The following is a 25078-nucleotide window of genomic DNA, read 5'->3' on the forward strand; positions in this document are numbered from 1 at the left end:
CAGACTCTTTCGTGTCCGATTCCCGGTCGAAGCGGGTTTCGCTTTCCAGGTTTCCGCTTTCGCGTTTCCCTTTCCGGCGGGTCCGACTCTATCAGAAGTTTTCCACCGGATTTCCCGGCTTCGAATTCTTGGATGAAGAGTCGAGTGTGCCCACTTGGAATTCAATTCCTGGGGCGAGAGAGACTTTAAACCATCGCTGCCGAACTTGTCCAGTTCGAGGCAACCGTTCGAATCTACCTCCCCGCTGCGACTGTGTCAACAGTCTTTGCGGGACGACGAGGAGACTAGCAGCTCAGCAGGCTTGTACGCACATCAGGCCGCAGTCGGCAGGGCTGCCGTCCGGTCCGCCTCCTCGACGTCGCCGACCTCTCCCTCGCGGGAGGCGCGGCCGCCCAGGACGTAGACGTACAGCAGGAAGGCGGCCTCGGCCGCGACGCCGATGGCGATGCGGGCCCAGGTCGGGAGGCCGGAGGGGGTGACGAAGCCTTCGATCAGGCCGGAGACGAACAGGACCGCCGCCAGGCCGATGGCCATGCCGAGGGCGGCGCGGCCCTGTTCCGCCAGGGCAACGCGGCGGGTGCGGGGGCCTGGATCGATGACCGTCCAGCCCAGGCGCAGGCCCGTACCCGCCGCGACGAAGACAGCCGTCAGTTCGAGGAGGCCGTGCGGGAGGATCAGGCCGAGGAAGACGTCGAGGCGGTCGGCGGAAGCCATCAGGCCGATGCCGACGCCGAGGTTGACCATGTTCAGGAACAGGATCCAGAGCACCGGCAGCCCCAGGAAGGCGCCCAGCACCAGGCACATCGCGGCGGCCTGGGCATTGTTCGTCCAGACCTGGGCGGCGAAGGAGGCCGCCGGGTGGCTGGAGTAGTACGTCTCGTACTCGCCGCCGGGCTTGGTCATCGCCTTGAGGTCCTCGGGGGCCGCGATGGCGCCCTGGACCTCGGGGTGGGTGGCGATCCACCAGCCGATGAGCACGCCTATCGCCGTGGACAGCAGCGCGGTCGGTATCCACCAGCTCCGGCTCCGGTACACGGCCGCCGGGAAGCCGGCGGTGAAGAACCGGGCCGCGTCGCGCCAACCGCCCCGGCGGACGCCCGTCACCGTGGCGCGGGCGCGGGCGACGAGCTGGGTCAGGCGGCCCGTGAGCATCGGGTCGGGGGTGCTCGACTGGATGAGGGAGAGGTGGGTGGAGGTCCGCTGGTAGAGCGCGACGAGTTCGTCGGCCTCGGCTCCCGTGAGCTTGCGGCCGCGGCCCAGGAGCTGCTCCAGCCGGTCCCATTCCGCCCGGTGGGCCGCCACGAAGACGTCGAGATCCATGTGGTTGGCGCTCCCCTGCCCCTGGTCCGCTGCCGGTCCCCTGATTTTTCCTGCTTCTTCTGTGGTCAGCTTGGCAGACTGGATGCCAAAGGGGCGGGTCAGGTCGGGTGAAGGGTGTGCATCGGTGAGCGATCTGGTGACGGGGGACGCGGTCGTCCTGGGGCTGCGGCCGGCGAGGCTGCCGAGCCGGGCGCTGGCGGTTCTGCTCGACCTGGCCGTGTACCTCACCGGGTACTTGCTCGTCTCGATCGGGCTGACCTTCGCCGTCGCCTCGCTGGACGGCGCCGCGCGCGCGGCGGTGCAGGTGGCGATGTTCGTCCTGGTGCTCGTCGGCGTACCGATCGCGGTGGAGACGCTGAGCCACGGGCGGTCGCTGGGCAAGCTCGCCTGCGGGCTGCGGGTGGTGCGGGACGACGGCGGTCCGATCCGGTTCCGGCACGCGCTGGTGCGCGGGGCCATGGGGGCGGTCGAGCTGCTGGGTACGTTCGGTGTCGTGGCGTGCATCGCTTCGCTGGTCTCGGCGCGCGGGCGACGGCTCGGGGACGTCTTCGCGGGGACGCTCGTCATACGGGAGCGGGTGCCCGGGGCACGGGTGATGCCCGTTCCGCCTCCGCCTCCGTGGCTGGCCGGGCGGTTCGCCGGGCTGGACCTGTCGGCGGTTCCGGACGGGCTGTGGCTGGCGGTACGGCAGTACCTGACGCGGATGAACCAGCTGGATCCGCAGGTGGGTGCGGCGATGGCGGCGCGGCTCGCGGACGATGTGGTGGCGCGTACGGGGGCACCGGCGCCGGCCGGGGTGCCGGCGGCCGCGTTCCTGATGGCGGTCGTGCACGAGCGGCAGTCGCGTGACGCGGCCCGGGCCTTTGCCCGTACGGCCGGTACGGGCGCCCCCGCGGCCGGGGCCGCGCCGTACGGGGGGATGCCGGCGATGCCCGCCGTCGCTCCGGCGGCGGTACCCGTGGCTCCCGTCGCCCCTGCGGCTCCGGTGTACGTGGCGCCCGTGGAGCCGCCCGCGCGCAAGACGGGTTTCGCTCCGCCGGCCTAGGGGGTGTCTGCCGGGCGCCGCGACGCCACGGACATCCGCCAGACACCCCTAGTCCTCGAAGGAGGACGGCGGGGTCTCCAGGTGTTCGAGCTCGATGCCGGGGGCTGAGAGGACCACGTCCCCGGCGAGGTGGACGGTGTGGACCTCGCCGGTGTCCAGGGCGCTGATCTCGTACTCGTCCACCAGGAGCGGGCCGCTGTCGGTGGGGTGCTCCTCGCGGCGCAGCAGGGCCCAGGCCTGGTCGACGGTGCGGGCCGCCAGCACGGGGTCGGTGAGGGCGACGAGCCGGACGCGGGTGGCAGGGGCGCCCGGGGTCAGGCGCAGCAGCCGGGCCGTGGCGACGAGGAAGGCCGGCGAGGTGCCGGTGAAGCCGGGGGCCTGGACGTTGCCCTCGGTGGCCTCGGCGCCGGCGGGGTCGGTGCGTACCCAGGTGACGCCGTCGATGGCGGCGCCGCGGACCTGCCAGCTCGACGCGTTGAGTTCCAGGCGGATGGGGCGGCCGAGTTCGTCGATGGCCAGGTCGACGGAGCCGCGGTGGTCGCCGTTCGGGGCGGTCAGCTGGGAGACGTAGCGCCAGCCGCTCGGGCCCGGGGCGCAGTGGAAGTGCTCCTCGCCGAGGGGGGTGTGGTCGTGCGGGTCGTGGAGCGAGTAGCGGCCGCGGGGCATGGGTCCGGTCCTTGCGTGCGTGCTTACGGGGCAGGCCCCCGGCAGGGTGCCGGGGGCCTGGCTCAGCGCTGTGGATCCTCGGGGATCAGTAGCGGTAGTGGTCCGGCTTGTACGGGCCCTCGACCTTGACGCCGATGTAGTCGGCCTGCTCGGGGCGCAGGGTGGTGAGCTTGACGCCCAGCGCGTCGAGGTGCAGGCGGGCGACCTTCTCGTCGAGGTGCTTGGGGAGCACGTAGACGTCGGTCGGGTACTCGGACGGCTTCGTGAAGAGCTCGATCTGGGCCAGGGTCTGGTCCGCGAAGGAGTTCGACATCACGAAGGACGGGTGGCCGGTCGCGTTGCCGAGGTTCAGCAGGCGGCCCTCGGAGAGGACGATGAGGACCTTGCCGTCGGGGAACTTCCAGGTGTGGACCTGGGGCTTGACCTCGTCCTTGACGATGCCCTCGATCTTGGCGAGGCCGGCCATGTCGATCTCGTTGTCGAAGTGGCCGATGTTGCCCACGATGGCCTGGTGCTTCATCTTGGCCATGTCGGCGGCCATGATGATGTCCTTGTTGCCGGTCGTGGTGATGAAGATGTCGGCGGTCTCGACGACGTCCTGGAGCGTGGCGACCTGGTAGCCGTCCATCGCCGCCTGGAGGGCGCAGATCGGGTCGATCTCGGTGACGATGACGCGCGCGCCCTGGCCGCGGAGGGACTCGGCGCAGCCCTTGCCGACGTCGCCGTAGCCGCAGACGACCGCGACCTTGCCGCCGATGAGGACGTCGGTGGCGCGGTTGATGCCGTCGATCAGGGAGTGGCGGCAGCCGTACTTGTTGTCGAACTTCGACTTGGTGACGGCGTCGTTCACGTTGATCGCCGGGAAGAGCAGCGAGCCCTCGGCCATCATCTCGTAGAGGCGGTGGACACCGGTGGTGGTCTCCTCGGTCACGCCGCGGATCTCGGACGCGAGCTGCGTCCACTTCTGCGGGGTCTCGCCGAGGGTGCGGTTGAGCAGCGTGAGGATGTGGCCGTACTCCTCGGAGTCCGCCGTGGACGGGTCCGGGGCCGAGCCGACCTTCTCGAACTCGACGCCCTTGTGGACGAGGAGGGTGGCGTCGCCACCGTCGTCGAGGATCATGTTCGGGCCGCCGGTGGGGGTGTTCGGCCAGGTCAGCGCCTGCTCCGTGCACCACCAGTACTCCTCCAGCGTCTCGCCCTTCCAGGCGAAGACGGGGACGCCCTGCGGGTTGTCCGCGGTGCCGTTCGGGCCGACGGCGATGGCGGCGGCCGCGTGGTCCTGGGTGGAGAAGATGTTGCAGGAGGCCCAGCGGACGTCGGCGCCGAGGGCGACGAGCGTCTCGATGAGGACGGCGGTCTGCACGGTCATGTGCAGGGAGCCGGTGATGCGGGCGCCGGCCAGGGGCTGTGCGGCCGCGTACTCCCGGCGGATCGACATCAGGCCCGGCATCTCGTGCTCGGCCAGGGTGATCTCCTTGCGGCCGAAGGCGGCAAGGCTAAGGTCTGCGACCTTGAAGTCCATGGGTGCTGCTCCTCATGGTTCGAGAGGGTGGGTACGGCTGAGCCGTGCATGGGCCCCGGCGAAGTCTGCCCGGGTGATCCTGCACCACGCGCTCAGTCCGTCGGGGGCCCTCTCTCCCCTCGGCCGGTCACGAGGACCGCCCGACCGCCATCAGCAGCGACGCCTGACACTGATGACGAATCTACACCGATCGGCGGAGCGTGCCCCAGTCAACGGAAGGGCAAGTCGCATCTCGGAGTAGGGCCGTCCAGCGGCGCACATCAGGGCCTTTCGGACTTTTGATCCACCCCTTACGTGTAGCAGGATGCCGTTGGATCGGGTCGAATGCGCGATCCCGCAGGACGAAGGCGTGAGGAGATTCCAGTGACGAGTCCGGCAGACCCTCCCGGTGGCGCGAGCGCGAGCGGGGACAGGCCCGTGAAGCTGGTCGCCGTAACCGCGTGTCCCACGGGCATCGCGCACACGTACATGGCGGCGGAGAAGCTCCAGCAGGCCGCCGACCGGCTCGGCGTCGGGATGAAGGTGGAGACGCAGGGCTCCATCGGGGCCGAGAACGTGCTCACTGACAACGATGTCAGGGATGCGGACGCGGTCATCATCGCCGCCGACAAGGAGGTCGACCGCGCGCGCTTCGCCGGCAAGCGGGTCCTGGCCACGGGTGTCGCGGACGGCATCCACAAGCCGGAGGAGCTGATCGAGCGCGCGCAGAGCGCGCCCGTGCAGGCCGGGACGACGGCCGCCGCGGGCAGCGGCGGCGGGGGCGGTGGCGCCGGTGGCGGCCGGGAGCGCAGCCAGGCGTACAAGGCGCTGATGAACGGCGTCTCGTACATGATCCCGTTCGTGGTGGTCGGCGGTCTGCTGCTGGCCGTGTCCATCGCGCTCGGCGGGCACACCACGCCGAAGGGCATCGAGTTCGACAAGGACTCGTTCTGGTTCTACGTCAATTCCCTCGGCGGGCTCGGCTTCAAGCTGATGCTGCCGATCTTCTCCGGCTACATCGCCTACGCGCTCGGTGACCGGCCCGCGCTGGTGCCCGGCATGATCGGCGGCTTCCTGGCCGCGGACGCCGTCAGCATCTACGGCGCGGACGCGAACGCCGGCTTCCTCGGCGCCATCGCGACGGGCTTCCTCGCCGGCTATCTGGTGATCTGGATCAAGAAGGTCAAGGTCCCGAAGTTCGTCATGCCGATCATGCCGATCATCGTGATCCCGGTGTTGTCGACCTTGGCGCTCGGCCTCGTCTACATCTACGTCATCGGCCAGCCCATCTCATGGGTCTTCACGCACCTGACCAGCTGGCTGAACGGGATGACCGGCTCCAGCGCGATCGTGCTCGGCGCCATCATCGGCCTGATGATCGCCTTCGACATGGGCGGTCCGGTCAACAAGACCGCGTTCCTCGTCGCCGTGGGCCTCATCGGCACCAACAACCACGTGATGGGCATGGCCGCCGCGGCCATCCCGGTCATGCCCCTCGGCCAGGGCCTGGCCACGCTGCTGCGCCGCAAGCTGTACAGCGAGCAGGAGCGGGAGACCGGCATCGCCGCGCTGTTCATGGGCTTCTTCGGCATCTCCGAAGGTGCCATTCCGTTCGCCGCGGCCCGACCGGCCCAGGTCATCCCGGCGAACATGCTCGGCGGCGCCGTGGCCGGCGCCATCGCGGGCCTCGCCGGGGTCGAGAACTCCGTACCGCACGGCGGTCCGATCGTGGCGCTGTTCGGCGCCATCAGCGGTGTCGCGATGTTCTTCGTCGCCATGGCGATCGGCGTGGCCGTGACGGCGCTCACCACCAACGCGCTCATCGAGATCAAGCTGCGCAGGAACGGTACGTCGGCTCCCGCCGTGACCGATGCCCCGGTACGCGAGCCCGTGCTCGCCGGGGCCGGTGTCGCAGCCGGTACCGCGGCGGCCGTCCAGGCGGCCCCTGCTGCGGCCGCCGCCGCCCCCGCCGGGGAGCCGGAGGTGCTGTCCGGGTACCTGACCGCGCAGACGGTGAAGACCGAGCTGGCCTCGGACTCCAAGGAGGCGGCGATCCGCGAGATGGCGCAGATGCTGGCCGGCACCGGCAACGTCCGGGACGTGGACGAGCTCGTACGCGTCGCCCTCGCCCGGGAGGCGCAGGGCACGACCGGCCTCGGAGAGTCGATCGCGATCCCGCACGCCAAGACGGACGCGGTGTCCCGCCCGACCGTGGGCTTCGCCCGCTCCGACGAGGGCATCGAGTGGGGCGCCCTGGACGGGACGAAGGCCCGGCTGATCTTCATGATCTCGGTGCCGGAGGCCGCGGCGGGCGACGAGCACCTGCGGATCCTGGCGCTGCTCTCGCGCAAGCTCATGGACACCGGCTTCCGGGACCGGCTGCAGGCCGCACCGGACGAGCGGGCGGTCCTGGAGGTCCTGCGCGAGATCCAGTAGATCGAAGAGGTCCGGCGGTGGGGCCCGCAGGCCCCCCCCGTGGACCGCTCCTGACCCCGTCGGGTCCCGTGCCCCACCGGTGCGGGACCCGTCGCCGTCCGCCCTTCGGGAGGGTCCCGGAGCCGTCGACCGTGTCCGAATCGAAACCGTAGGGACGCCCGGAGCGGGGCCCGGCGGCAATGACGGGGCGGAGATCGACCTACGATGCAAGGCAGGTACATCGGAAGGGACGAAATGGAACACAGGTCAGGACGCAGACGCGGGATCGCGGCGATCGTCCTGCTGGTGCTCGGAGCGGTCTTGCTCGTGGGTGTGACGGTGGCGAAGGCCGTGGCCCCGCCGGTGCGCTACACCGAGAGCAAGCACGTCGGCTTCACGATGGCGCCTACGTACAAGAACGGCGAGACGATCTACCTGGAGCCGGTGGGCAAGGGCAAGCTCAAGCGCGGGGACATCGTCCTCGCGAAGGTGCCGTGGTCCCCGGAGAAGTACCAGATGAACCGGGTCGTCGCGGTCGGTGGCGACCAGATCCAGTACAAGATGGGCAAGCGCACCGCGCAGAACCTGCTCCTCAACGGCAAGCCGTACGACGAGGCCTACCTGGAGGAGTGGAAGTACCCGTCCACGGTGGTCTTCGACGTGACGGTCCCCAAGGGACAGCTGTTCCTGATGGCCGACAACCGGCTCAACTCCGACGGCTCCCAGTTCGCGAACAACGGCCCCGTACCGGCCGGCAACGTGGCCTGGAAGGTCGTCGCGCTGCCGATGGCCATGCTGGCGCTGTGGGCGCAGCTGGCCGGCGCAGTGATCCTCGTCATGGGCGGTGCGCTCGCGCTCGTGGCGCGCAAGGCGCGCAAGCGGGGTGACGAGCGGGTCGCCGCCAAGGCCGCGGCGAAGGCCGCGAAGGCTGCTGCCGCCCAGGCCGCCGCGAAGGCCGCCGCCGCGCAGGAGGCCGGGGTTCCGGTGGAGACGGGCACGGAGGCCGCTCAGGGCGCTCCGGCGTCCCCGGAGGCGTCCGAGGCCCCCCAGACCCCGGCGGCGCAGTCCTAGCCCCTCTGACAGCGGTACGACGGTACGACCGTACGAGATATGCCGAAGGCCCCCGCAGCGAGTGCTGCGGGGGCCTTCGGTTTGCGCCGTAGCGCCGTGGCGCCCGATCAGGCCTTGTCCGCCGCGCGGGCGGCGTCGTAGATGTCCGGCTCCAGGTAGATGACCCGGGCGATCGGGACGGCCTCGCGGATGCGGGCCTCGGCGGCGTTGATGGCGTTCGCCACCTCGGTCGCGGTGTCGTCGTGCTGGACGGCGATCTTGGCGGCGACCAGCAGTTCCTCGGGGCCGAGGTGCAGGGTGCGCATGTGGATCACGCCGGTGACGGTGTCCCCGTCGACGACCGCGGCCTTGATCTTCTCGACCTCGTCGGTGCCCGCGGCCTCGCCGAGCAGCAGGGACTTGGTCTCCGCGGCCAGGATGATCGCGATGGCGATGAGCAGGACGCCGATGCACAGGGTGCCGATGCCGTCCCACACGCCGTCGCCGGTCAGCAGGGCGATGCCGACGCCCCCGAGGGCCAGGACCAGGCCGACGAGCGCGCCGAGGTCCTCCAGCAGGACCACGGGCAGCTCGGGGGCCTTGGCGCGCTTGATGAACTGGCCCCATGACAGCGAGCCGCGGATCTCGTTCGACTCCTTGATCGCGGTGCGGAAGGAGAAGGACTCCGCGAGGATCGCGAAGACGAGGACGCCCACCGGCCAGTACCAGTGCTCGATCTCGTGCGGGTCCTTGATCTTGGCGTAGCCCTCGTAGATCGCGAACATGCCACCGACCGAGAACAGCACGATGGAGACGAGGAAGGCGTAGATGTAGCGCTCACGCCCGTACCCGAAGGGGTGCTGGGGTGTTGCCTCGCGCTGCGCCTTCTTGCCGCCGAGGAGCAGCAACCCCTGGTTCCCGGAGTCGGCCAGCGAGTGGACGCTTTCCGCGAGCATCGACGAGGAGCCGCTGAAGAGGAATGCCACGAATTTGGCTACAGCGATGGCGAGGTTGGCGGCGAGTGCCGCCACGATCGCCTTGGTACCGCCCGACGCGCTCATGGATGCGGGGTGTCCTTCCTAGCCACTGACTACCGGCCGCACATTCTTGCAGCCGCCGGTACGGACGCTACGTCAGACCACCACGGTGGCACGGAAGACGACGCCGGTTCCTGACAGTTCGGCCGTTTCGCCCGCCGGTACGAACACCGACTCGCCCGGCGCCAGGGTCAGTTCGCCCGCCTTGGGGGATCCGGCGGTGCACAGCAGGATCTGCGGGGCCGCGTCCGGGAGCGTCTGGGGGGCGCCGCCGGGGGCCAGGACGAAGCGGGAGAGCCGGAATTCGTCGATGGGGGTCTCGTAGACCTCCTCGCCGCCGCCCTCGGGACGCAGGATGCCGGGCTCGCTGGGCTCGAAGATGACGACCTTGAGCAGCTCCGGCACGTCGACGTGCTTGGGGGTGAGCCCGCAGCGCAGCACGTTGTCGGAGTTGGCCATGAGCTCGACGCCGAGGCCGTCGATGTAGGCGTGCGGGATGCCGGCGCCGAGGAACATGGCCTCGCCGGGCTGGAGCCGCACGTGGTTGAGCAGCATGGCGGCGATCACGCCCGGGTCGCCGGGGTAGTCGTGGACGAGCCCCGCGTACGGCGCGTACGGGCCCCCGAGCCGTTCCGCGGCGGCCGCGGCCTCGGTGACCGTACGGGCCATCTCGGCGCGGTCCGCGGTCAGTACGGCGGTGAGCACCTCGCGCAGCGCCGCCTCTTCGGGGTGGGCGCGCAGCAGGTCGGCGTACGGCTTGAGGGAGTCGACGCCGAGGCCTTCGAGCAGTTCGGCGGCCTCCAGCGGCCGGCGGAAGCCGCACAGGCCGTCGAAGGGTGTGAGCGCGCAGATCAGTTCGGGCTTGTGGTTGGCGTCCTTGTAGTTGCGGTGGCCCGCGTCGATCGGGACGCCCCGGCTCTCCTCGTCGGCGAAGCCGGCCCGTGCCTGGGCCAGGTCGGGGTGGACCTGGAGGGAGAGCGGGGCGCCGGCGGCGAGGAGCTTGAGGAGGAAGGGCAGCCTGGGGCCGAACTTGGCGACGGCGGCCGCTCCGAGCTCGCCCTCGGGGTCGGCCGCGATGGCGTCCGCGAGGGTGCTCGTCCCGGCACCGCGTTCGAGGCGGGAGGGCGCGCCGGGGTGGGCGCCCATCCACATCTCGGCCTGGGGCTCACCGGTGGGCTCGACGCCGAGGAGGGCCGGGATCGCGGTGGTGGATCCCCAGGCGTAGGGGCGGATCGTGTTCGTCAGGCGGTCCATCGTGGTCTTCCTGGATCTGGAGCTGGAAGCGGGGCGGGCACAGGTGGGTGCCTCAGCTGTGTCCCCTGGACGCCAGCGCCAGGTAGGCGGTGGCGAAGTCGGTGACGGCGAGGAGTTCGGCGAGCTGTTCGAGCTCCGTGCCCTCCTCGGGTTCGAGCTCGCTGATGGCCGTGTCGTGGCTGAGGGCGAGCTCGCGGGCGGCGGGGGCGGCGGTCAGGCCGCCGGCGGGCCGGTCGCGCAGCAGGACGACGCGGGCGCGCAGGGCCTGGGGCTCCTCGACGCGGTCGCGGAAGAAGTCCTCGGGGTCGGCGCCCGCGGCGAAGGAACCGGCCAGCAGGACCCCGTGGGCGGGCAGCGCCTCGGGGAGCTCGGCGGCGAGCGCGGGGCGGCCGGCGAGTTCGGCGAGGGTGGCGGCGAAGCGGCGGCCCGCCGGGCCCGCGGCGGCGCCCTCGCTCCAGATGAGCGGGAGGGAGTCGGCGAGCTCGGAGGCGAGGGTCTTGGCCGGGTTGGAGTACGTGGCGATGGCGGGGCCGCAGCGCTCGGCGGTGCGGTCGAGCCGGTCGGCGACGAGTTGCAGGGTGCCGGGGGCCGCGGTGATCAGGCCGACCTTGTCGAGGAGGACCAGCAGCGGGGTCAGCAGCGCCCACAGCGCGCCGGGGCCGGCCGCGGCGGACTCGTCGTACTCCTGGTACGGGGCCTTGGCCATCGGTACGAGGAGCCCGTGCGCGCCGTCCACGGCCTCGCTCAGGGGCGAGCGCTCGGGCGCGACGGCGACGACCGTGCAGCCGCGCCGGTAGGCCTGCTCGGCGAGGACGGCGAGGCCGGGCTCGGTGCCGTCGGTGGTGGCGATCAGCAGCAGGTCGACGGGGCCGGCCCAGCCGGGCAGCGCCCAGCGCAGTGCCCCGGCGGCTTGCGCGACACCGGTGGGGTGCAGCCGGGTGACGGGGGCGGCGGCTCCGGCGAGGGCGCCCAGCAGGTCGGCGACGCCGGTGGCGGCGGTGCCGGGGCCGGCGATGAGCACGGCGCGGGGGCGGCCGTCGGGGCGCAGGTCCCCGAGGCCGGCCTCGGCGGCGTGCCGGGCGGCGGTGCGGACTCTGGCCCCGGCCTCGGCGGCGCCGCGGAGCAGGCCGCGGCGGTCGGCGCGGGCCAGGTCCTCCGGTGCGTCGAGGAGCGACTCGTCGAGCATGGCGGCCTCCGGCGGTGTTGACGGCGTGGGCGGTCTGCGCGGCTGGATCGGGCGCGGCGTGGTTGGACGCGTGGGTCGGGCGCCTGGGTCGGGCTACGCGGGGCGGCGGGCCTCGTCCACGAGGAGGACCGGGATGCCGTCGCGGACCGGGTAGGCGAGCCCGCAGTCCGCGGTGCCGGTGCAGATCAGCTCGGGTGCGGTGTCGTCGGCCGACTTGTCCTCAAGGGGCGAGTGGCAGGCGGGGCAGGCGAGGATCTCCAGGAGGCCGGCTTCGAGCGGCATGGGGCGGGTTCCCTTCGGGGATGTGGATCGGGCGAGGTCAGCGTACCGCCGAGTCACCTGCGGTGCGGCCCGATGTGATCCGGTGGTGCCGCTGCGGGCGTGCGCCGCGGGAGAAGCCGGCTCCGCCGGGTACCGGGGCTCCGCCCCGGACCCCGCGCCTCAAACGCCGGCGGGGCTGATTTTTGCCCGACGGGGATCGTTTTGCCCCGCGGGGCGGTTTGTGCCCGGCCGGGCCCGCTTTGCCCGGCGGGGCTTGCTTTGACCGGCGGGGCTTGCTTTGCCCGGCGGGGCTTGCTTTGCCCGGCGGGGCTTGCTTTGCCCGGCGGGGCTTGCTTTGCCCGGCGGGGCCTGAGGGGCCCCGCCGAGCACGGGTGTCAGGCGCGGACGAGGGCGAGGACCTCGTCGCGGATCTTGTCGAGGGTGGCCTGGTCGCGGGCCTCGACGTTGAGGCGCAGGAGCGGCTCGGTGTTCGAGGGGCGCAGGTTGAACCACCAGTCGGCGGTGGTCACCGTCAGGCCGTCGAGCTCGTCGACGGTGACGCCGTCCTGGGAGCCGTAGGTCTCCTTGACCAGCGCGGTCCGGCCGGCCTGGTCGGCGACGGTGGAGTTGATCTCGCCCGAGCCGACGTAGCGGTCGTAGGAGGAGACCAGGTCGGACAGGGTGCCCTCCTGGCCGCCGAGGGCCGCCAGGACGTGGAGCGCGGCGAGCATGCCGGTGTCCGCGTTCCAGAAGTCCTTGAAGTAGTAGTGCGCGGAGTGCTCGCCGCCGAAGATGGCGCCGGTGTTGGCCATCTCCTGCTTGATGAAGGAGTGGCCGACGCGGGTGCGGACCGGGGTGCCGCCGTTCTCCTTGACGACCTCGGGGACGGACCAGGAGGTGATCAGGTTGTGGATCACGGTGCCGGTGCCGCCGTTGCGGGCCAGCTCGCGGGCCGCGACCAGGGCGGTGATGGCGGACGGGGAGACGCCCTCGCCGCGCTCGTCGACGACGAAGCAGCGGTCGGCGTCGCCGTCGAAGGCGAGGCCGAGGTCGGCGCCCTCGGCCTTCACGCGGGCCTGGAGGTCGACGATGTTCTTCGGGTCGAGGGGGTTGGCCTCGTGGTTCGGGAAGGTCCCGTCCAGCTCGAAGTACATGGGTACGAGGTCCAGCGGGAGGCCCTCGAAGACGGTGGGGACGGTGTGGCCGCCCATGCCGTTGCCCGCGTCGACGACGACCTTCAGCGGGCGGATGGCAGTCAGGTCCACCAGGCCCTTGAGGTGCTCGGCGTAACCGGCGAGGGTGTCCTGCTCCGTGATGGTGCCCGGGACGGTGCCGGCGGGGATCGCCGGGGCGCCCTCGTCGGTCCACTTCTCGGCGAGCTCGCGGATGGTGGACAGGCCGGTGTCCTGGCCGACCGGGGCGGCACCCGCGCGGCAGAGCTTGATGCCGTTGTACTGGGCCGGGTTGTGCGAGGCGGTGAACATCGCGCCGGGCAGGTCCAGCTTGCCGGAGGCGTAGTACAGCTGGTCGGTGGAGCACAGTCCGATCAGGGTGACGTCGACGCCGCGGGCGGCGGCGCCGCGGGCGAAGGCGCCCGACAGCCCCGGCGAGGAGGGGCGCATGTCGTGGCCGACGACGATGGCCGTGGCTCCGGTGACCTCGACGAACGCAGCACCGAAGAGCTCGGCCAGGGGCTCGTCCCACTCGTCCGGTACGACGCCTCGTACGTCGTATGCCTTGACGATGTTCGAAAGATCTGCGGCCACTGCCTGCCCTCCTGAGGTTCTGTGCGGTGGAGCAAACCTACCTGGTGCGGAGAGCGGCTTTTCAGACGATCAGAGTGTCAGGAGTCGGGCGAACGCAGTACGCGCAGGTGTCCGCGACGTGTCTCACCCGTGGCCGGGGCGGTGGGCCGGCCACCGCCGGCCTCGGCCGCGCGGTCCGGCGGACGGGCCGCCTCGCGCACGGCGTTGGCCAGGGCTTCGAGGTCGTCGCCGGTGGGGCGGGAGGGTGCGGAGCCGTCGGTGAGGCGTACGACGTCCCAGCCGCGCGGGGCCGTCAGGCGCTCCGAGTGCTCGGCGCACAGGTCATAGCAGTGGGGTTCGGCGTAGGTGGCGAGCGGGCCGAGAACTGCGGTCGAATCGGCGTAGACGTACGTCAGTGTCGCGACGGCAGGGCGGCCGCACGCGGTGCGCGAACAGCGACGTACAAGGCTCACGACGTTGGACGGTACCGCACTCTTGACCGGGCCGCGACGACTCTCCCGCTGGTCACTCCCCCGTGTCGTGGTGCCGGTGGGGTACAGCTCGTGCCGGGGTCCGGTGCGCGGAGTCCGGAAAGCCGCCGAACCTTGGCCGAATCGTTCCGCGTACGACATCGGACCGTGGCCGGGCCGAGGGCCGGAGCGGGGACGGCGCCGCGGGCTACGCTGCGGGGGTGACGGACAGCCAGCTGCCTCCCCTCCCCGCCGACCCCGCCGCCGGGCCCCCCGCCGAGCCGCGGGTGCGCCGCCGCGACCGGCACGGGCGCGGGATGCGCGGGCCGGTGGCGCCGCCGCAGGTGCCGCTGTCGGCGAGCCGGGCCGAGCTCTTCGGCGACCTCGTACGGGATTCCGTGGAGCGGCTGGAGCGGCACTGGCCGCAACTGGCCGAGGTGGAGTTCCTGGTCGGGGACGTGCCGGGCCCCCCGGGCGGGCCGGACGCCGGCTGGAACGACGAGGCGGTGCCGCTGGGCGCGCTGTCGGAGCCGCTGGACGGGCGGCCGGCCCGGATCGTGGTGTTCCGCCGGCCCGTGGAGATCCGTGCGAAGTCGCGGGACGAGAGGGCGCTGCTGATCCACGAGATCGTGGTGGAGCAGGTGGCGGAGCTGCTGGGGCTGTCCCCGGAGACCGTGGACCCGAGGTACGGGCAGGACTGACGCGCCCCGCGCCCGCCCCCGCCGCCCCCTGACCGTCGGGGTCAGGGGGTCAGTCGGTCAGGACCGAGAGGTCCTGGGCCGCCTTGGGGACCGAGACCGTCGAGTGGTCGTCGGACAGGGTCTGCACGGTGAACATCGGGATGCCGTCGCGCGGGATGGTCAGCATGCGGGCGGCGTGGACCGGGCCGCCGGAGAGGGTCTCCACCGTCAGCGCGTACGCGCCCTTGCCGCCGGCCGGGGCCACGGCCACCGTCTGGGTGGTGCCCGCCTTGACGGTGACCTCCTGGGAGGCCGCCTCGCCGCCCTCGGTGCCGGGCGAGGCCGTCACCCTGACCTTCGCGTCGGCGCCGCCCGGCACCGTCAGGGACAGCACCGTCGCGTTCTCCTCGGTCCGGTTGTCGGCGACGGTGGCCCTGGTGCCCACCGGGGCGGACGCCTGGACGAAGCCGAGCTCCTGCTTGGCGCCGCTGCCGCGGACCACGCGTACCGCGGCCACGACCGGGATCGCCCGCTTGCCCTCGGCAGGGGTCAGCAGCAGCGAGCCCGGCTCTCCGCGGGTCACGTCCTTGAGGTCGGCGCTCGCGGTCATGCCCGCCTTGATATGCAGCTGCTCGCTGCCCGCCGGGCTGATGGAGCCGCCCGGGCCGGCCAGCCGGAGGTTGAGGTCCGCGTCCTCGTCGCCGGGCGCGAAGGCGACCAGCCGCACGGAGGTGGCGTCCGCCGGGATCCCCGGCAGCACCAGCGAGCCCGCGGGGTCTACGGAGGCGGGCAGCCAGTCGGCGCCGACGCCCTCCTCGGCGGCCTGCGCGGTGGCGCCGACCCGGCCCGCGCGGGTGGTCACGTGGGCGGTGACGTCCGCGATCTGGGCGCCCGGGGCCAGCGAGGACAGGGAGATGGCCTTGCTGGACCTCGGGTCGATGCGGATGTTCTCGCTGGTGCCCTGGTCGGGCTTGAGGACCCCGTCCGGGCCGAACAGCTTGATGTCCACCACGGCCGCGGTGTCGTCGGGGTTGGTGAGGTGGACGTAGTCCTCGCGCCCCTTGGCGGTGCTCACCCCGGGGAACCAGAAGTCGGTGCCGGGCGCGGTGCAGCTGACGCCGAGCACGCCGCGCGCGCGGCCGACCGAGACCACCGTGGTCTGCTGCGCGGTCCAGCCGGGGGCGAGGAACCCGTCGGCGGTCCCGGTGAGCGCGGGCGCCTCGGCGCCGGAGGCCTTGGCGCCGACGGGCTTGCCGGGCTCCTTGAGCTCCAGCACCTGCTTGGCGTCCTTGGTGGCGCCCAGCAGCCGGGCCGAGCCCGTGCCGCCGCCGGCGGCGGCACCCGGGGTGATCGCCGTGTAGAGGGTCTCGGCGATGTCGGAGGAGCTGGGCGCCGGGCACACCAGCAGCGACCGCTCGACGGGCATGCGGGCCGCGGCGGCCGGGGCCTTGCCGTCCGTGGCCGCGGAGGCGCCGTCGGCGGGCGCGGTGAGGGAGGCGATGCCGGTGACGGCGGCGAGCGCCGCGGCCACGGCCGCGAGCGTCAGGGGTGCGCGCTTCACTGCTGGGGGCTCCCGTCCGGACGCGGGTCGTGCTGTCCGTAGGTGTCGTACGGGTCGTACGGGTGGGGGTACTGCTGCTGGTACGGCTGCTCGTACTGCTGGGGCTGCGGGGGCTGCGGGGGCTGCTGCGGCTGCTGCTCGTACGGCTGGTCCTGGTAGGGCTGGTCCGCGTACGGCTGGTCCGGCGCGGGGTACTGCTCGTAGCCCGGGGCCGGCGCGTACGGCTGCTGCTGGGGCGGCTGGGGCTCCTGCTGACCGTAGGCGTAGCCGTCCTGGTCCCCGTACGCCTGGTACGCGTACGCCTCCTCCCCGTACGCCGGCTGCGCCGGGATCTGCGCGTACGGGTCGGCTGCGACCGCGGCGGCGGTCTCGGCGGCGGCCGCCTCCGAGGCGGACGCGGCTTCGGAGTCGGCGCGCAGGCGGCGGGCGCGGCGACCCTCCCCGCCTTCACCGGGTCCGGACTGGGCCGGGATCGCGGCCTCGTCCTCGGGCAGGTCGTCGTCGAGGCGGGCGCTGCGGCCGGGCAGGGCCATGACGATCAGCACCAGCGCGAGCAGGCCCTGCGCCCAGTGCCAGGCGGTCCGGGTGAAGGCGTCCTCGTGGACGAGGTCGAGGCGGCCGCCGGCGGCGGGCAGCTCGAAGCCCTGCGCCCATCCGTCGACGGTCTTCGCCTTGAGCGGCTTGCCGTCGAGGGTGGCCTGCCAGCCGGGGGCGGCCCGGTCTGCGATGCGCAGCACTCGACCGGCACCGCCCGCCTCGCCGTCCGGGATCTTGGTGTGGGCCTCGACGGGGCCGGAGGCGACCGGGATCGGGGCCTCGCCCGGCTTCCCGGAGGCGATCACGACGCGCGCGACCTGGCGGTCGACGCGCCACAGGGCGCTGCCGTCGAGCTGGCTGAGGCGGCTGAGGCCGGGGGTGGCGTCGAGGACCTTGCGCATCTGCTGGGGGGCGCCGTCGCGGACCAGGATGTAGCGGATGGCGAAGCCGCCGAGCTGGTCGGTCTGGTCGGCGCCGGAGCCGGCGACAAGGCTGGAGACGACCTTGTCGAGGCGGGGGTCGCTGCCGGCCTGGGCGGCGAGTTCGGCGTCACCGAGGTGCCCGCCGGAGCCGCGGACCAGGCTGTAGGAGAGCGAGGCGGGCGAGGTGGCGCCGAGGACGAGGGTGCGGGCCTGGTCGCGGGTGCCGCTCTCCTCGGCGACGAAGGCCGGGACCTGGACGGGGTCGCGGCGCTGGAGCGGGCCGTCGGCGCCGTTGAACATCCAGCCGGCCGCGCCGAGCAGCGGGCCGACGGCGGCGGCGAGACCGATGAGCGCGGCCAGCGGCTGGCGCCAGCCGAAGCTGCTGGCGGCGACGCGGTGCTTGGCTCCGTCGGCGCCGAGGACCGCGGCGGCCAGCAGGGCGAGCCCGTAGACGAGGGTCGCGGGGCCGGACCAGGCGGTGCGGTTGAGGAGGACGGCGAGGACCAGCGCGGCCAGCGCGGTGGCCCAGGCGGTGCGGATGGCGAACTGCCGGTCGGAGCGCACCAGTGCGGCCAGCGCGGCGAGGACGATGCCGAGGAGCACCACTCCGCCCGCGGTGTTGGGCCCGCCGGGGCTGATGCCGAGGAGGTCCAGGGCGGTGGCGGAGCCGGTTCCGTAGGGCAGTCCGGCCTCGTGCAGGAAGCGGCCGGGGTGCGTGAGCAGGCTCAGCGACCAGGGGGCGAGCACGAGGAGCGGGACGGCGAGGGTGGCCAGGAGCCGCAGCCCGTACGCCTTCCAGCGCGCCCGGCGGATGACGAGCGCGGCGGTCCCCAGCAGGGCGGCGAGCGGCCACACCACGGGGGTGAAGGCGGTGGCCAGCGTCAGCAGGAGGGTGTAGGTCCAGGTCGCGCGCCAGCTGCCGGTGGTCTCGGAGTCGGCGAACCCGAAGGCCGCGACGGCGGAGCGGGCGATGAGCGGGAGCAGGATCGCGAGGACGGCGGTGCCGAGGCGGCCGCCGGCGAGGGCTCCGGTGACGGCGGGGAGGAAGGCGTAGGCGATGGCGGCCCAGCCGCGCAGCAGCCGGGACTCGACGAGCGGCCGGGAGGCGAAGTAGGCGGCGAGTCCGGCGAGCGGGACCGAGCAGACGAGCAGCAGGGTCAGCGCGGTGGCGGTGGAGCCGAACAGCAGGGTGGCGAACGCCCCGAGGACGGCGAGGTAGGGGGGCGCGCCCGTGGTGGAGCCGGTGCCGACGGGCTGCCAGTCGGCGGTGTAGCGGCGCCAGAGGTCGAGGCCGCTGTCGGGGGCGGGCAGCAGGGCGCCGCCCATGAGGGAGCCGCCGCCGAGCAGGGAGCGGCAGGCGATCAGGGAGACGAGCAGGAGGAGCGCGAAGAGGACGGGCGCGGGCTTGCGCGCGATCCGCTTGAGGCGCGCGAACTGTTCGATCTCCAGGAAGTCGGCGTCGTCTCCGCCCGGGCCGGACTCGACGGCGCCGCCGTGGCGGCCGGCGGCGGCCTCGGTGTCGCGGTCGGCGCCGAAGTAGCCGGCGAGCTGTTCGACGTTGGCGCGCAGGGTGGCGCCGGGCGGCGGGAAGAGCGGGCGCAGTTCCTTGGGCGGGACTGCGGGGCGGCGGCGCGCCTTGCGGGCGGCCAGGATGCGGCCGGGTCTCAGCAGGGTGGCGAGCAGGCCGGTGATCTCGTCGACGGCCTGGCCGGGGGCCTTGCCGACGAGGTAGGCGAGGGTGCGCAGCACGGTGCCGACGAGGACGCGCAGCAGGACGTACGGGAGCGCGCGGCCGGAGCTGTTGGCGAGCATCGTGTAGACGGCGCCGGCCTTGTCCACGCGGTGCGGGCTGGCGGTGGTGCGGCCCGCGCAGTCGACGGTGCGGCGTTCGCGGGCGGAGGCCTCGGCGTGGCGCAGGACGGCGTCGGGGGCGATGAGGACGCTGTGGCCGGCGCTCTGGGCGCGCCAGCACAGGTCGACGTCGTCGCGCATGAGGGGCAGGCGGCGGTCGAAGCCGCCGAGGGCGTCGTACACGTCGCGGCGCACGAGCATGCCTGCGGTGGAGACGGAGAGGACGGGGTGGACCTGGTCGTGCTGGCCCTGGTCCTGTTCGCGGCGGTCGAGGCCGGTCCAGCGGCGGCCGCTGCGGGCGATGGTGACGCCGACTTCGAGGAGCTGCTTCTTGTCGTACCAGCCGCGCAGCTTGGGGCCGATGACGGCGGCGTCGGGGTTCTCCTCGGCGACGCGCAGCAGTTCGGCGAGGGCGTCGGGCTCGGGGGCGCAGTCGTCGTGGAGCAGCCAGAGCCACTGGACGGGTTCGCCGTGGGGCAGCTCGGGGAGGTCGTAGTTGTCGTCGCGCCAGGTGCGGCTGACGGGGTCCCAGCCGGAGGGCCGCTTGAGGTACGGGAGGTCCTCGGGCGTGAGGGTTCCGGCGGTGCGGGCGGCCTCGTCGACGGCGGCGCCGAAGCCGGTGCGGCGGGCGAGGTGCAGGACGCGGTCGTCGCCCAGGGCCTCGCCCAGCAGGCGCGCGGAGTCGTCGGCGCTGCCGGTGTCGGCGGCGATGTGGCTCTGGGCGGGGCGTTCCTGGCCCAGGAGGCCGGCGAGCGTCCGGGGCAGCCAGCGGGCGCCGTCATGGGCGACGAGCACCGCGGTGACGACGTGCCGGGGGAACTCTGGTGTGGCGGCAGCCTGGTAGGAGGCCGTCGACTGGCTGTGCAGGGACATCGCGGTACGGGCCCTCCGGCCGGGGGGTCCGGGGGTGGTGTGCCCTCGGAGGCTGCTGGACAGCGCCCCACACTAACGGCTGGAAACACAGCGGTCCGCCTCCAGCGGGGAAGGTGCAGGAGGCGGACCGTTTGCTCTGCTCGTTGCGGTGCTTGCCGTGGTGCTCGTGCGGTGTTCGCCGTACTGTCGGCTATGCCGTGCGCGGCGGTTGATATGTCATGGGATGTGCCGTGGGCGCCGGGAAGCGAGCGCCGGGGCAGTTTCAGACCGCTGCCTTCTTCAGGCGACGGCGCTCACGCTCGGACAGGCCGCCCCAGATGCCGAACCGCTCGTCGTTGGCGAGGGCGTACTCCAGGCATTCTGAGCGGACTTCACAGGCCAGGCAGACCTTCTTGGCCTCGCGGGTGGAGCCGCCCTTCTCGGGAAAGAAGGACTCGGGGTCGGTCTGGGCGCACAGTGCGCGCTCCTGCCATCCGAGCTCCTCGTCCGCCTCCTCGACCAGCAGTTCCTGAAACAGCTCGGTCATGTGCGCCCCTCGCTCTGTCTGTGCGTCCCCGTGGTGTTGCCGTTACTGATCGCCAGGTAACGACACGAGTGAAATTACAAGTGCGAGGCTCCGGCGCAGTCAAGCCGAGATCTGCTATTGGGCCCCTTATTCACTCTGCGGAACCAAGCCTATGCAGAAAGTGTTCATATCGCCAAAAATCGTGACACATGCCATAGGTATCGCAAGGGGCACTCCTTCTCCAGTAGTCGACGCGTCACTCTGTGGTGGGGTTCCGATCCGGCCGAAGAAGCGGTGTGGATCACATTTCGGCCACGGTGACGCGACTTGGAGCGCCACATCCCCTGGCGCGGACTGCACAAACCTTTCTCCGCACACACTAACCGGATGAGGTGAAACTTTTACACCAAATCGGACATTGGGTTGACAGTCCCGACCCCGACCCGCTCTCCTTGTTGCCATGTCAGTGACCTCAGCCGCCTCCCGGACCCCCATTCGTGGGTTCCTGTGGGCTGCCCAGGTTCGCTGTTGCTGTTGCGGCTGTTGATGCCTTCGGAGCTTCGGCTCCCCAGAGCTCCGGCCCGCCCCCGCAGCAACCGCCAGCACCACTGACATCCGTCGAGGACTCCCCCACGATGAACAGCACCCCCCTCACCGTCGAGAGCGACCTTCAGATCGCCGGCGACATCCTCTCCGTGCAGCACCTCCTGCAGCCCGCCCGCGAACACCCGGCCACCGTCGCCGAGTTCGCCGGCCTGGCCCGCTCCATCGCCGAGAACCGCTCCGAGTGGGAGCACCTCGTCGAGTACGACGCCACCACCCGCTGGTACCACCGGCTGCGCACCGGCCCCGGGTACGAGGTCTGGCTGCTCAGCTGGGTCCCCGGCCAGGGCAGCGGCCTGCACGACCACGGTGCCTCCTCCGGCGTGCTGACCGTCCTCGACGGCGAGCTCACCGAGCACGCGGCGAACTCCTCCCGCGGCCCCCTCACCCTGCGCGCCGGCGCCCAGCGCGTCTTCGCCCCCGGTTACGCCCACGAGGTCGTCAACGACGGCCTCGACGGCGCGGTCAGCCTGCACGTGTACTTCCCCGGCCTCACCGAGATGCCGATGCACAACTGCTCCCCGGCCAGGCCGGAGGCCGTCTCCGTCTGACGGGACGGGGCCTGACAGTCCCACCATCCCGCCGCCCGACCACCGCCCCTCAGAGGACAGCCTGCGGCTGACAGACTGTCCGCATGCGCATTGTTGTTCTGGCCGGCGGCATCGGCGGCGCCCGTTTCCTCCGCGGACTCAAAGCCGCGGTTCCCGACGCGGACATCACGGTCATCGGCAACACCGGTGACGACATTCACCTGTTCGGGCTGAAGGTGTGCCCCGATCTGGACACGGTGATGTACACCCTCGGCGGTGGCATCAACGAGGACCAGGGCTGGGGCCGCACCGACGAGTCCTTCACCGTCAAGGAGGAACTCGCGGCGTACGGGGTCGGACCCACCTGGTTCGGCCTCGGCGACCGCGACTTCGCCACCCACATCGTCCGTACGCAGATGCTCGGCGCGGGCTACCCGCTCAGCGCCGTCACCGAGGCCCTCTGCGACCGCTGGCAGCCCGGGGTCCGGCTGCTGCCCATGTCCGACGACCGGGTCGAGACCCACGTCGCGATCACCGACGCCGCAACCGGCGAACGCAAGGTCATCCACTTCCAGGAGTACTGGGTCCGGATGCGCGCCTCGGTGGACGCGGAGGCCGTCGTCCCCGTGGGCGCCGAGCAGGCCAAGCCCGCGCCCGGCGTGCTGGAGGCCATCGCGGCCGCCGACGTGATCCTCTTCCCGCCGTCCAACCCCGTGGTCTCGGTCGGCACCATCCTGGCCGTCCCCGGCATCCGGGAGGCCGTCGCCTCCGCGCAGGCGCCCGTGGTCGGCCTCTCCCCCATCGTCGGGGGCGCGCCCGTGCGCGGCATGGCCGACAAGGTCCTCGCCGCGGTGGGCGTCGAGTCCACCGCCGCCGCGGTCGCCCTGCACTACGGCACCGGGCTGCTCGACGGCTGGCTCGTCGACACCGCCGACGCGGCCGCCGTCGCCGAGGTGGAGGCGGCCGGGATCGGCTGCCGAGCGGTGCCGCTGATGATGACCGACCTGGAAGCCACCGCCGACATGGCCCGGGCCGCGCTGGAACTCGCGGAGGCCTCCCGGTGACCGCCCCCGGCGAGCGCGGCGCCGCCGGCGGGCCCGGTCCCTCGTACGAGGTCCGGGCCGTCGGCGGGATCCCCGAGGTCCGCCCCGGCGACGACCTGGCGCGCCTGATCGCGGCCGCCGAGCCGGACCTGCGGGACGGCGACGTCCTGCTGGTCACCTCGAAGATCGTCTCCAAGGCGGAGGGCCGCATCGTCCGGGCCGACTCCCGCGAGGACGCCATAGACGCGGAGACCGTACGGGTGGTCGCGCGGCGCGGGCCCCTGCGCATCGTCGAGAACCGCCTGGGCCTGGTGATGGCCGCGGCCGGTGTGGACGCCTCGAACACGGCCCCCGGAACGGTGCTGCTGCTGCCCGAGGACCCGGACGCCTCGGCGCGCGCCATCCGGGACGGGCTCCGGGAGCTGCTGTCCGTGGACGTCGGGGTCGTGGTGACGGACACCTTCGGGCGGCCGTGGCGCACCGGGCTCACCGACGTCGCGATCGGCTCGGCCGGGGTGCGGGTGCTGGACGACCTGCGGGGCGGTACGGACGCGCACGGCAACCCGCTGAGCGCGACGGTGGTGGCCACCGCCGACGAACTGGCCGGCGCCGGGGACCTGGTCAAGGGCAAGGCCGCCGGCCTGCCGGTGGCCGTGGTGCGCGGGCTGGCCCACGTACTGGGCGAGGGCTCCTCGGCGCGGGACCTGGTCCGCTCGCCGGCCGACGACATGTTCCGCCTCGGCACCTCCGAGGCGGTACGGGAGGCCGTGACGCAGCGCCGTACGGTACGGGCCTTCACCGCCGACCCGGTCGACCCGAGCGCGGTCCGCCGCGCGGTGGCGGCCGCCGTGACGGCCCCGGCCCCGCACCACACGACGCCGTGGCGGTTCGTCCTGCTGGAGTCGGCCGCGGCGCGGCTGGAGCTGCTGGACGCGATGCGGGACGCGTGGATCGAGGACCTGCGGCGGGACGGCAAGTCCCCGGAGTCCATCGCGAAGCGGGTGCGGCGCGGCGACGTCCTGCGGGCCGCCCCGTACCTGGTGGTGCCGTGCTTGGTGACGGACGGCGCGCACGACTACGGGCACGCGCGGCGGGACGCGGCGGAGCGGGAGATGTTCGTGGTCGCGATGGGCGCGGGCGTGCAGAACTTCCTGGTCGCGCTGGCCGGGGAGCGGCTGGGGTCGGCGTGGGTGTCCTCGACGATGTTCTGCCGGGACGTCGTGCGCAAGGTGCTCGGGCTGCCGGACGACTGGGACCCGATGGGGGCGGTGGCCGTGGGGCACCCGGCCTCGGCTCCGGCGGAGCGGCCCGCGCGCGAGGCGGATCGATTCATCGAGGTGCGGTAGCGGGGCCGGTCAGAGCCGGCCGATGTCCCCGCGGGGCATCCGCGGGGTGCGTCGGGGCGGGGCGGCTCCCGCGAGGAGGATGAGGCGGGCGGCGCGGTGGCGCTGGCCGGCGTACGGGGCGAGGAGCTCCAGCATCGCGGCGTCGTCGGCGTCGCGGTCGCCGGCCAGCGCGTAGCCGACGATGCCCGGCAGGTGCAGGTCGCCGGTGGTGACGGCGTCGGGGGCGCCGTTGCTGCGCTGGAGGGTCTCGGCGGAGGTCCAGGGGCCGATGCCGGGGACGGCCTCCAGCCTCCGTACGGCCTCGGGCAGGTCCATGGCGGCCGCCTCCTCCAGGCGGCCGGCGACGCGGGCGGCCCGGACGATCGCCGCGGAGCGCTTGGCGTCGACGCCGGCCCGGTGCCAGTCCCAGGACGGAATCATGGCCCAGGTGCGGGGGTCGGGCATCACATACAGGTCCCGCGGGCCGGGGCCCGGGCCCGGCGCGGGCTCGCCGTACTGCCGTACGAGCAGGCGCCATGCGCGGTAGGCCTCGTCGACGGTGACCTTCTGCTCCAGCACGGTCGGGATCAGGGACTCCAGGACCAGACCGGTACGGGTCAGGCGCAGGCCCGGGCGGCGGCGGTGGCTGGCGTGCAGGAGCCGGTGGCGCGGGACGAAGACGGCCGGGTCGTCGTCGGCGCCGAGCAGGGCGGGCAGTTCGTCGAGGACCCAGTCGGCGCCGGGGCCCCAGGCTTCGGCGTCCACGGTGGTGCCGTGGGCGGCGACGCGGAGGGTGGCGGGGCCGATGGGGGTCCGGCAGCCCCGCCAGACGGAGCCGTCGGGGGTGGTGCGGAAGGTGGGGTCGCCGGGGCCGCGCCGGAGCGGGCCGAGGGTGAGGCCGAGGTCCAGGGGGCCGCCGGGGCTCCAGCTACGGGCTTTGGCGCCGGTGGTGCCAGTGGTGCCTGTGGCGGCGGCCTGGTGGGCGGCGGCCCGGGGCACGTCGGTGCGGCCGCCGCGCACGGCGGTACGGGTGAGGGGGTCGAAGCGGCCGGCCATGCCTTCGAGCGTAGCGCCGCGGTCCGACACACACCGGGGGCTTCGCCCGGACGCCGGGGGGGGGGGGGGGGGGGGGGGGGGGGGGGGGGGGGGGGGGGCGTGGGTGGGTCTGTGCCCTGCCGGGGCTTCCGGCTGATAAGAA

General features: G+C 72.9%; 20 protein-coding genes. 7 read left to right on the forward strand and 13 right to left on the reverse strand.

Annotated elements, in window-relative coordinates; genetic code table 11:
- Window positions 1-312: 312 nt before the first annotated feature.
- The gene (locus ACZ7GJ_RS37150; protein ID WP_470758276.1) at window positions 313-1320 is read right to left on the reverse strand and encodes a stage II sporulation protein M; all 1008 of its coding nucleotides are present in this window, start codon (window positions 1318-1320) and stop codon (window positions 313-315) included.
- A 124-nt stretch (window positions 1321-1444) separates the two neighbouring features.
- Here ACZ7GJ_RS37150 and ACZ7GJ_RS37155 point away from each other — a divergent pair, with 124 nt between their 5' ends.
- The gene (locus ACZ7GJ_RS37155) at window positions 1445-2365 is read left to right on the forward strand and encodes an RDD family protein (RefSeq protein WP_470758278.1); all 921 of its coding nucleotides are present in this window, start codon (window positions 1445-1447) and stop codon (window positions 2363-2365) included.
- Between the two features lie 48 nt (window positions 2366-2413).
- Here ACZ7GJ_RS37155 and ACZ7GJ_RS37160 read toward each other — a convergent pair whose 3' ends face one another.
- Window positions 2414-3031 carry a hypothetical protein gene (locus tag ACZ7GJ_RS37160; protein WP_470758280.1) on the reverse strand — a complete coding sequence of 206 codons (618 nt, stop codon included), beginning with the start codon at window positions 3029-3031 and terminating at the stop codon, window positions 2414-2416.
- A gap of 85 nt (window positions 3032-3116) precedes the next feature.
- The gene (gene ahcY / locus ACZ7GJ_RS37165) at window positions 3117-4553 is read right to left on the reverse strand and encodes an adenosylhomocysteinase (protein ID WP_470758281.1); all 1437 of its coding nucleotides are present in this window, start codon (window positions 4551-4553) and stop codon (window positions 3117-3119) included.
- Between the two features lie 363 nt (window positions 4554-4916).
- Between ahcY and ACZ7GJ_RS37170 the strand changes: the two genes are divergently transcribed.
- Both ACZ7GJ_RS37170 and lepB read left to right on the forward strand, forming a co-directional pair.
- Window positions 4917-6968 carry a fructose-specific PTS transporter subunit EIIC gene (locus tag ACZ7GJ_RS37170; RefSeq protein WP_470758283.1) on the forward strand — a complete coding sequence of 684 codons (2052 nt, stop codon included), beginning with the start codon at window positions 4917-4919 and terminating at the stop codon, window positions 6966-6968.
- A 234-nt stretch (window positions 6969-7202) separates the two neighbouring features.
- Window positions 7203-8018 carry a signal peptidase I gene (gene lepB / locus ACZ7GJ_RS37175; protein WP_470758284.1) on the forward strand — a complete coding sequence of 272 codons (816 nt, stop codon included), beginning with the start codon at window positions 7203-7205 and terminating at the stop codon, window positions 8016-8018.
- Window positions 8019-8125: 107 nt separating this feature from the next.
- Here lepB and ACZ7GJ_RS37180 read toward each other — a convergent pair whose 3' ends face one another.
- The 6 genes from ACZ7GJ_RS37180 to ACZ7GJ_RS37205 all read right to left on the reverse strand — a co-directional run bounded on the left by ACZ7GJ_RS37180 (window position 8126) and on the right by ACZ7GJ_RS37205 (window position 13953).
- Entirely contained in the window at window positions 8126-9058 is a 933-nt protein-coding gene (locus ACZ7GJ_RS37180) for a cation diffusion facilitator family transporter (RefSeq protein WP_470758286.1), read from the reverse strand.
- Between the two features lie 72 nt (window positions 9059-9130).
- Window positions 9131-10288 carry a mannose-6-phosphate isomerase, class I gene (manA, locus tag ACZ7GJ_RS37185; protein ID WP_470758288.1) on the reverse strand — a complete coding sequence of 386 codons (1158 nt, stop codon included), beginning with the start codon at window positions 10286-10288 and terminating at the stop codon, window positions 9131-9133.
- Between the two features lie 52 nt (window positions 10289-10340).
- Window positions 10341-11474, reverse strand: a complete 1134-nt coding sequence (locus ACZ7GJ_RS37190) for an SIS domain-containing protein (RefSeq protein WP_470758290.1) — start codon at window positions 11472-11474, stop codon at window positions 10341-10343.
- A 93-nt stretch (window positions 11475-11567) separates the two neighbouring features.
- Window positions 11568-11756 (reverse strand): Trm112 family protein, encoded by a 189-nt coding sequence (locus tag ACZ7GJ_RS37195; protein ID WP_470758292.1) that lies wholly within the window; start codon window positions 11754-11756, stop codon window positions 11568-11570.
- Between the two features lie 374 nt (window positions 11757-12130).
- On the reverse strand, window positions 12131-13501 hold the full coding sequence (locus ACZ7GJ_RS37200) for a phosphomannomutase/phosphoglucomutase (protein WP_470758293.1): 1371 nt from the start codon (window positions 13499-13501) through the stop codon (window positions 12131-12133).
- A gap of 77 nt (window positions 13502-13578) precedes the next feature.
- Window positions 13579-13953, reverse strand: coding sequence for a DUF3499 domain-containing protein (locus tag ACZ7GJ_RS37205; RefSeq protein WP_470758295.1), 375 nt, complete (start codon window positions 13951-13953; stop codon window positions 13579-13581).
- Between the two features lie 218 nt (window positions 13954-14171).
- Here ACZ7GJ_RS37205 and ACZ7GJ_RS37210 point away from each other — a divergent pair, with 218 nt between their 5' ends.
- Window positions 14172-14651, forward strand: coding sequence for a metallopeptidase family protein (locus ACZ7GJ_RS37210; RefSeq protein WP_393817927.1), 480 nt, complete (start codon window positions 14172-14174; stop codon window positions 14649-14651).
- A 49-nt stretch (window positions 14652-14700) separates the two neighbouring features.
- On the opposite strand, the gene ACZ7GJ_RS37215 is transcribed toward ACZ7GJ_RS37210, so the two are convergent.
- The 3 genes from ACZ7GJ_RS37215 to ACZ7GJ_RS37225 form a co-directional block, all read right to left on the reverse strand.
- Window positions 14701-16191, reverse strand: a complete 1491-nt coding sequence (locus ACZ7GJ_RS37215) for a DUF5719 family protein (protein WP_470758296.1) — start codon at window positions 16189-16191, stop codon at window positions 14701-14703.
- A complete protein-coding gene (locus tag ACZ7GJ_RS37220; RefSeq protein WP_470758297.1) occupies window positions 16188-19874 on the reverse strand; it encodes a glycosyltransferase family 2 protein in 3687 nt (1228 codons plus the stop codon). The genes ACZ7GJ_RS37215 and ACZ7GJ_RS37220 overlap by 4 nt, the downstream gene beginning before the upstream one ends.
- A 262-nt stretch (window positions 19875-20136) precedes the next feature.
- Window positions 20137-20400 carry a WhiB family transcriptional regulator gene (locus tag ACZ7GJ_RS37225; protein ID WP_003983763.1) on the reverse strand — a complete coding sequence of 88 codons (264 nt, stop codon included), beginning with the start codon at window positions 20398-20400 and terminating at the stop codon, window positions 20137-20139.
- Between the two features lie 614 nt (window positions 20401-21014).
- Between ACZ7GJ_RS37225 and ACZ7GJ_RS37230 the strand changes: the two genes are divergently transcribed.
- The 3 genes from ACZ7GJ_RS37230 (at window position 21015) to ACZ7GJ_RS37240 (ending at window position 23901) form a co-directional block, all read left to right on the forward strand.
- Window positions 21015-21533 (forward strand): cysteine dioxygenase, encoded by a 519-nt coding sequence (locus ACZ7GJ_RS37230; protein ID WP_470758299.1) that lies wholly within the window; start codon window positions 21015-21017, stop codon window positions 21531-21533.
- A gap of 83 nt (window positions 21534-21616) precedes the next feature.
- Window positions 21617-22576, forward strand: coding sequence for a 2-phospho-L-lactate transferase (gene cofD, locus ACZ7GJ_RS37235; RefSeq protein ID WP_470758300.1), 960 nt, complete (start codon window positions 21617-21619; stop codon window positions 22574-22576).
- Complete coding sequence (locus ACZ7GJ_RS37240; RefSeq protein WP_470758302.1) at window positions 22573-23901, forward strand: coenzyme F420-0:L-glutamate ligase; 1329 nt, start codon at window positions 22573-22575, stop codon at window positions 23899-23901. Before cofD ends, ACZ7GJ_RS37240 begins: the two co-directional genes overlap by 4 nt.
- 9 nt (window positions 23902-23910) lie before the next feature.
- Here ACZ7GJ_RS37240 and ACZ7GJ_RS37245 read toward each other — a convergent pair whose 3' ends face one another.
- Window positions 23911-24936, reverse strand: a complete 1026-nt coding sequence (locus tag ACZ7GJ_RS37245) for a DNA-3-methyladenine glycosylase family protein (RefSeq protein ID WP_470758304.1) — start codon at window positions 24934-24936, stop codon at window positions 23911-23913.
- Between the last annotated feature and the right edge of the window lie 142 nt (window positions 24937-25078).

The sequence above is a fragment of the Streptomyces sp. NPDC037242 genome (genome assembly GCF_055604165.1).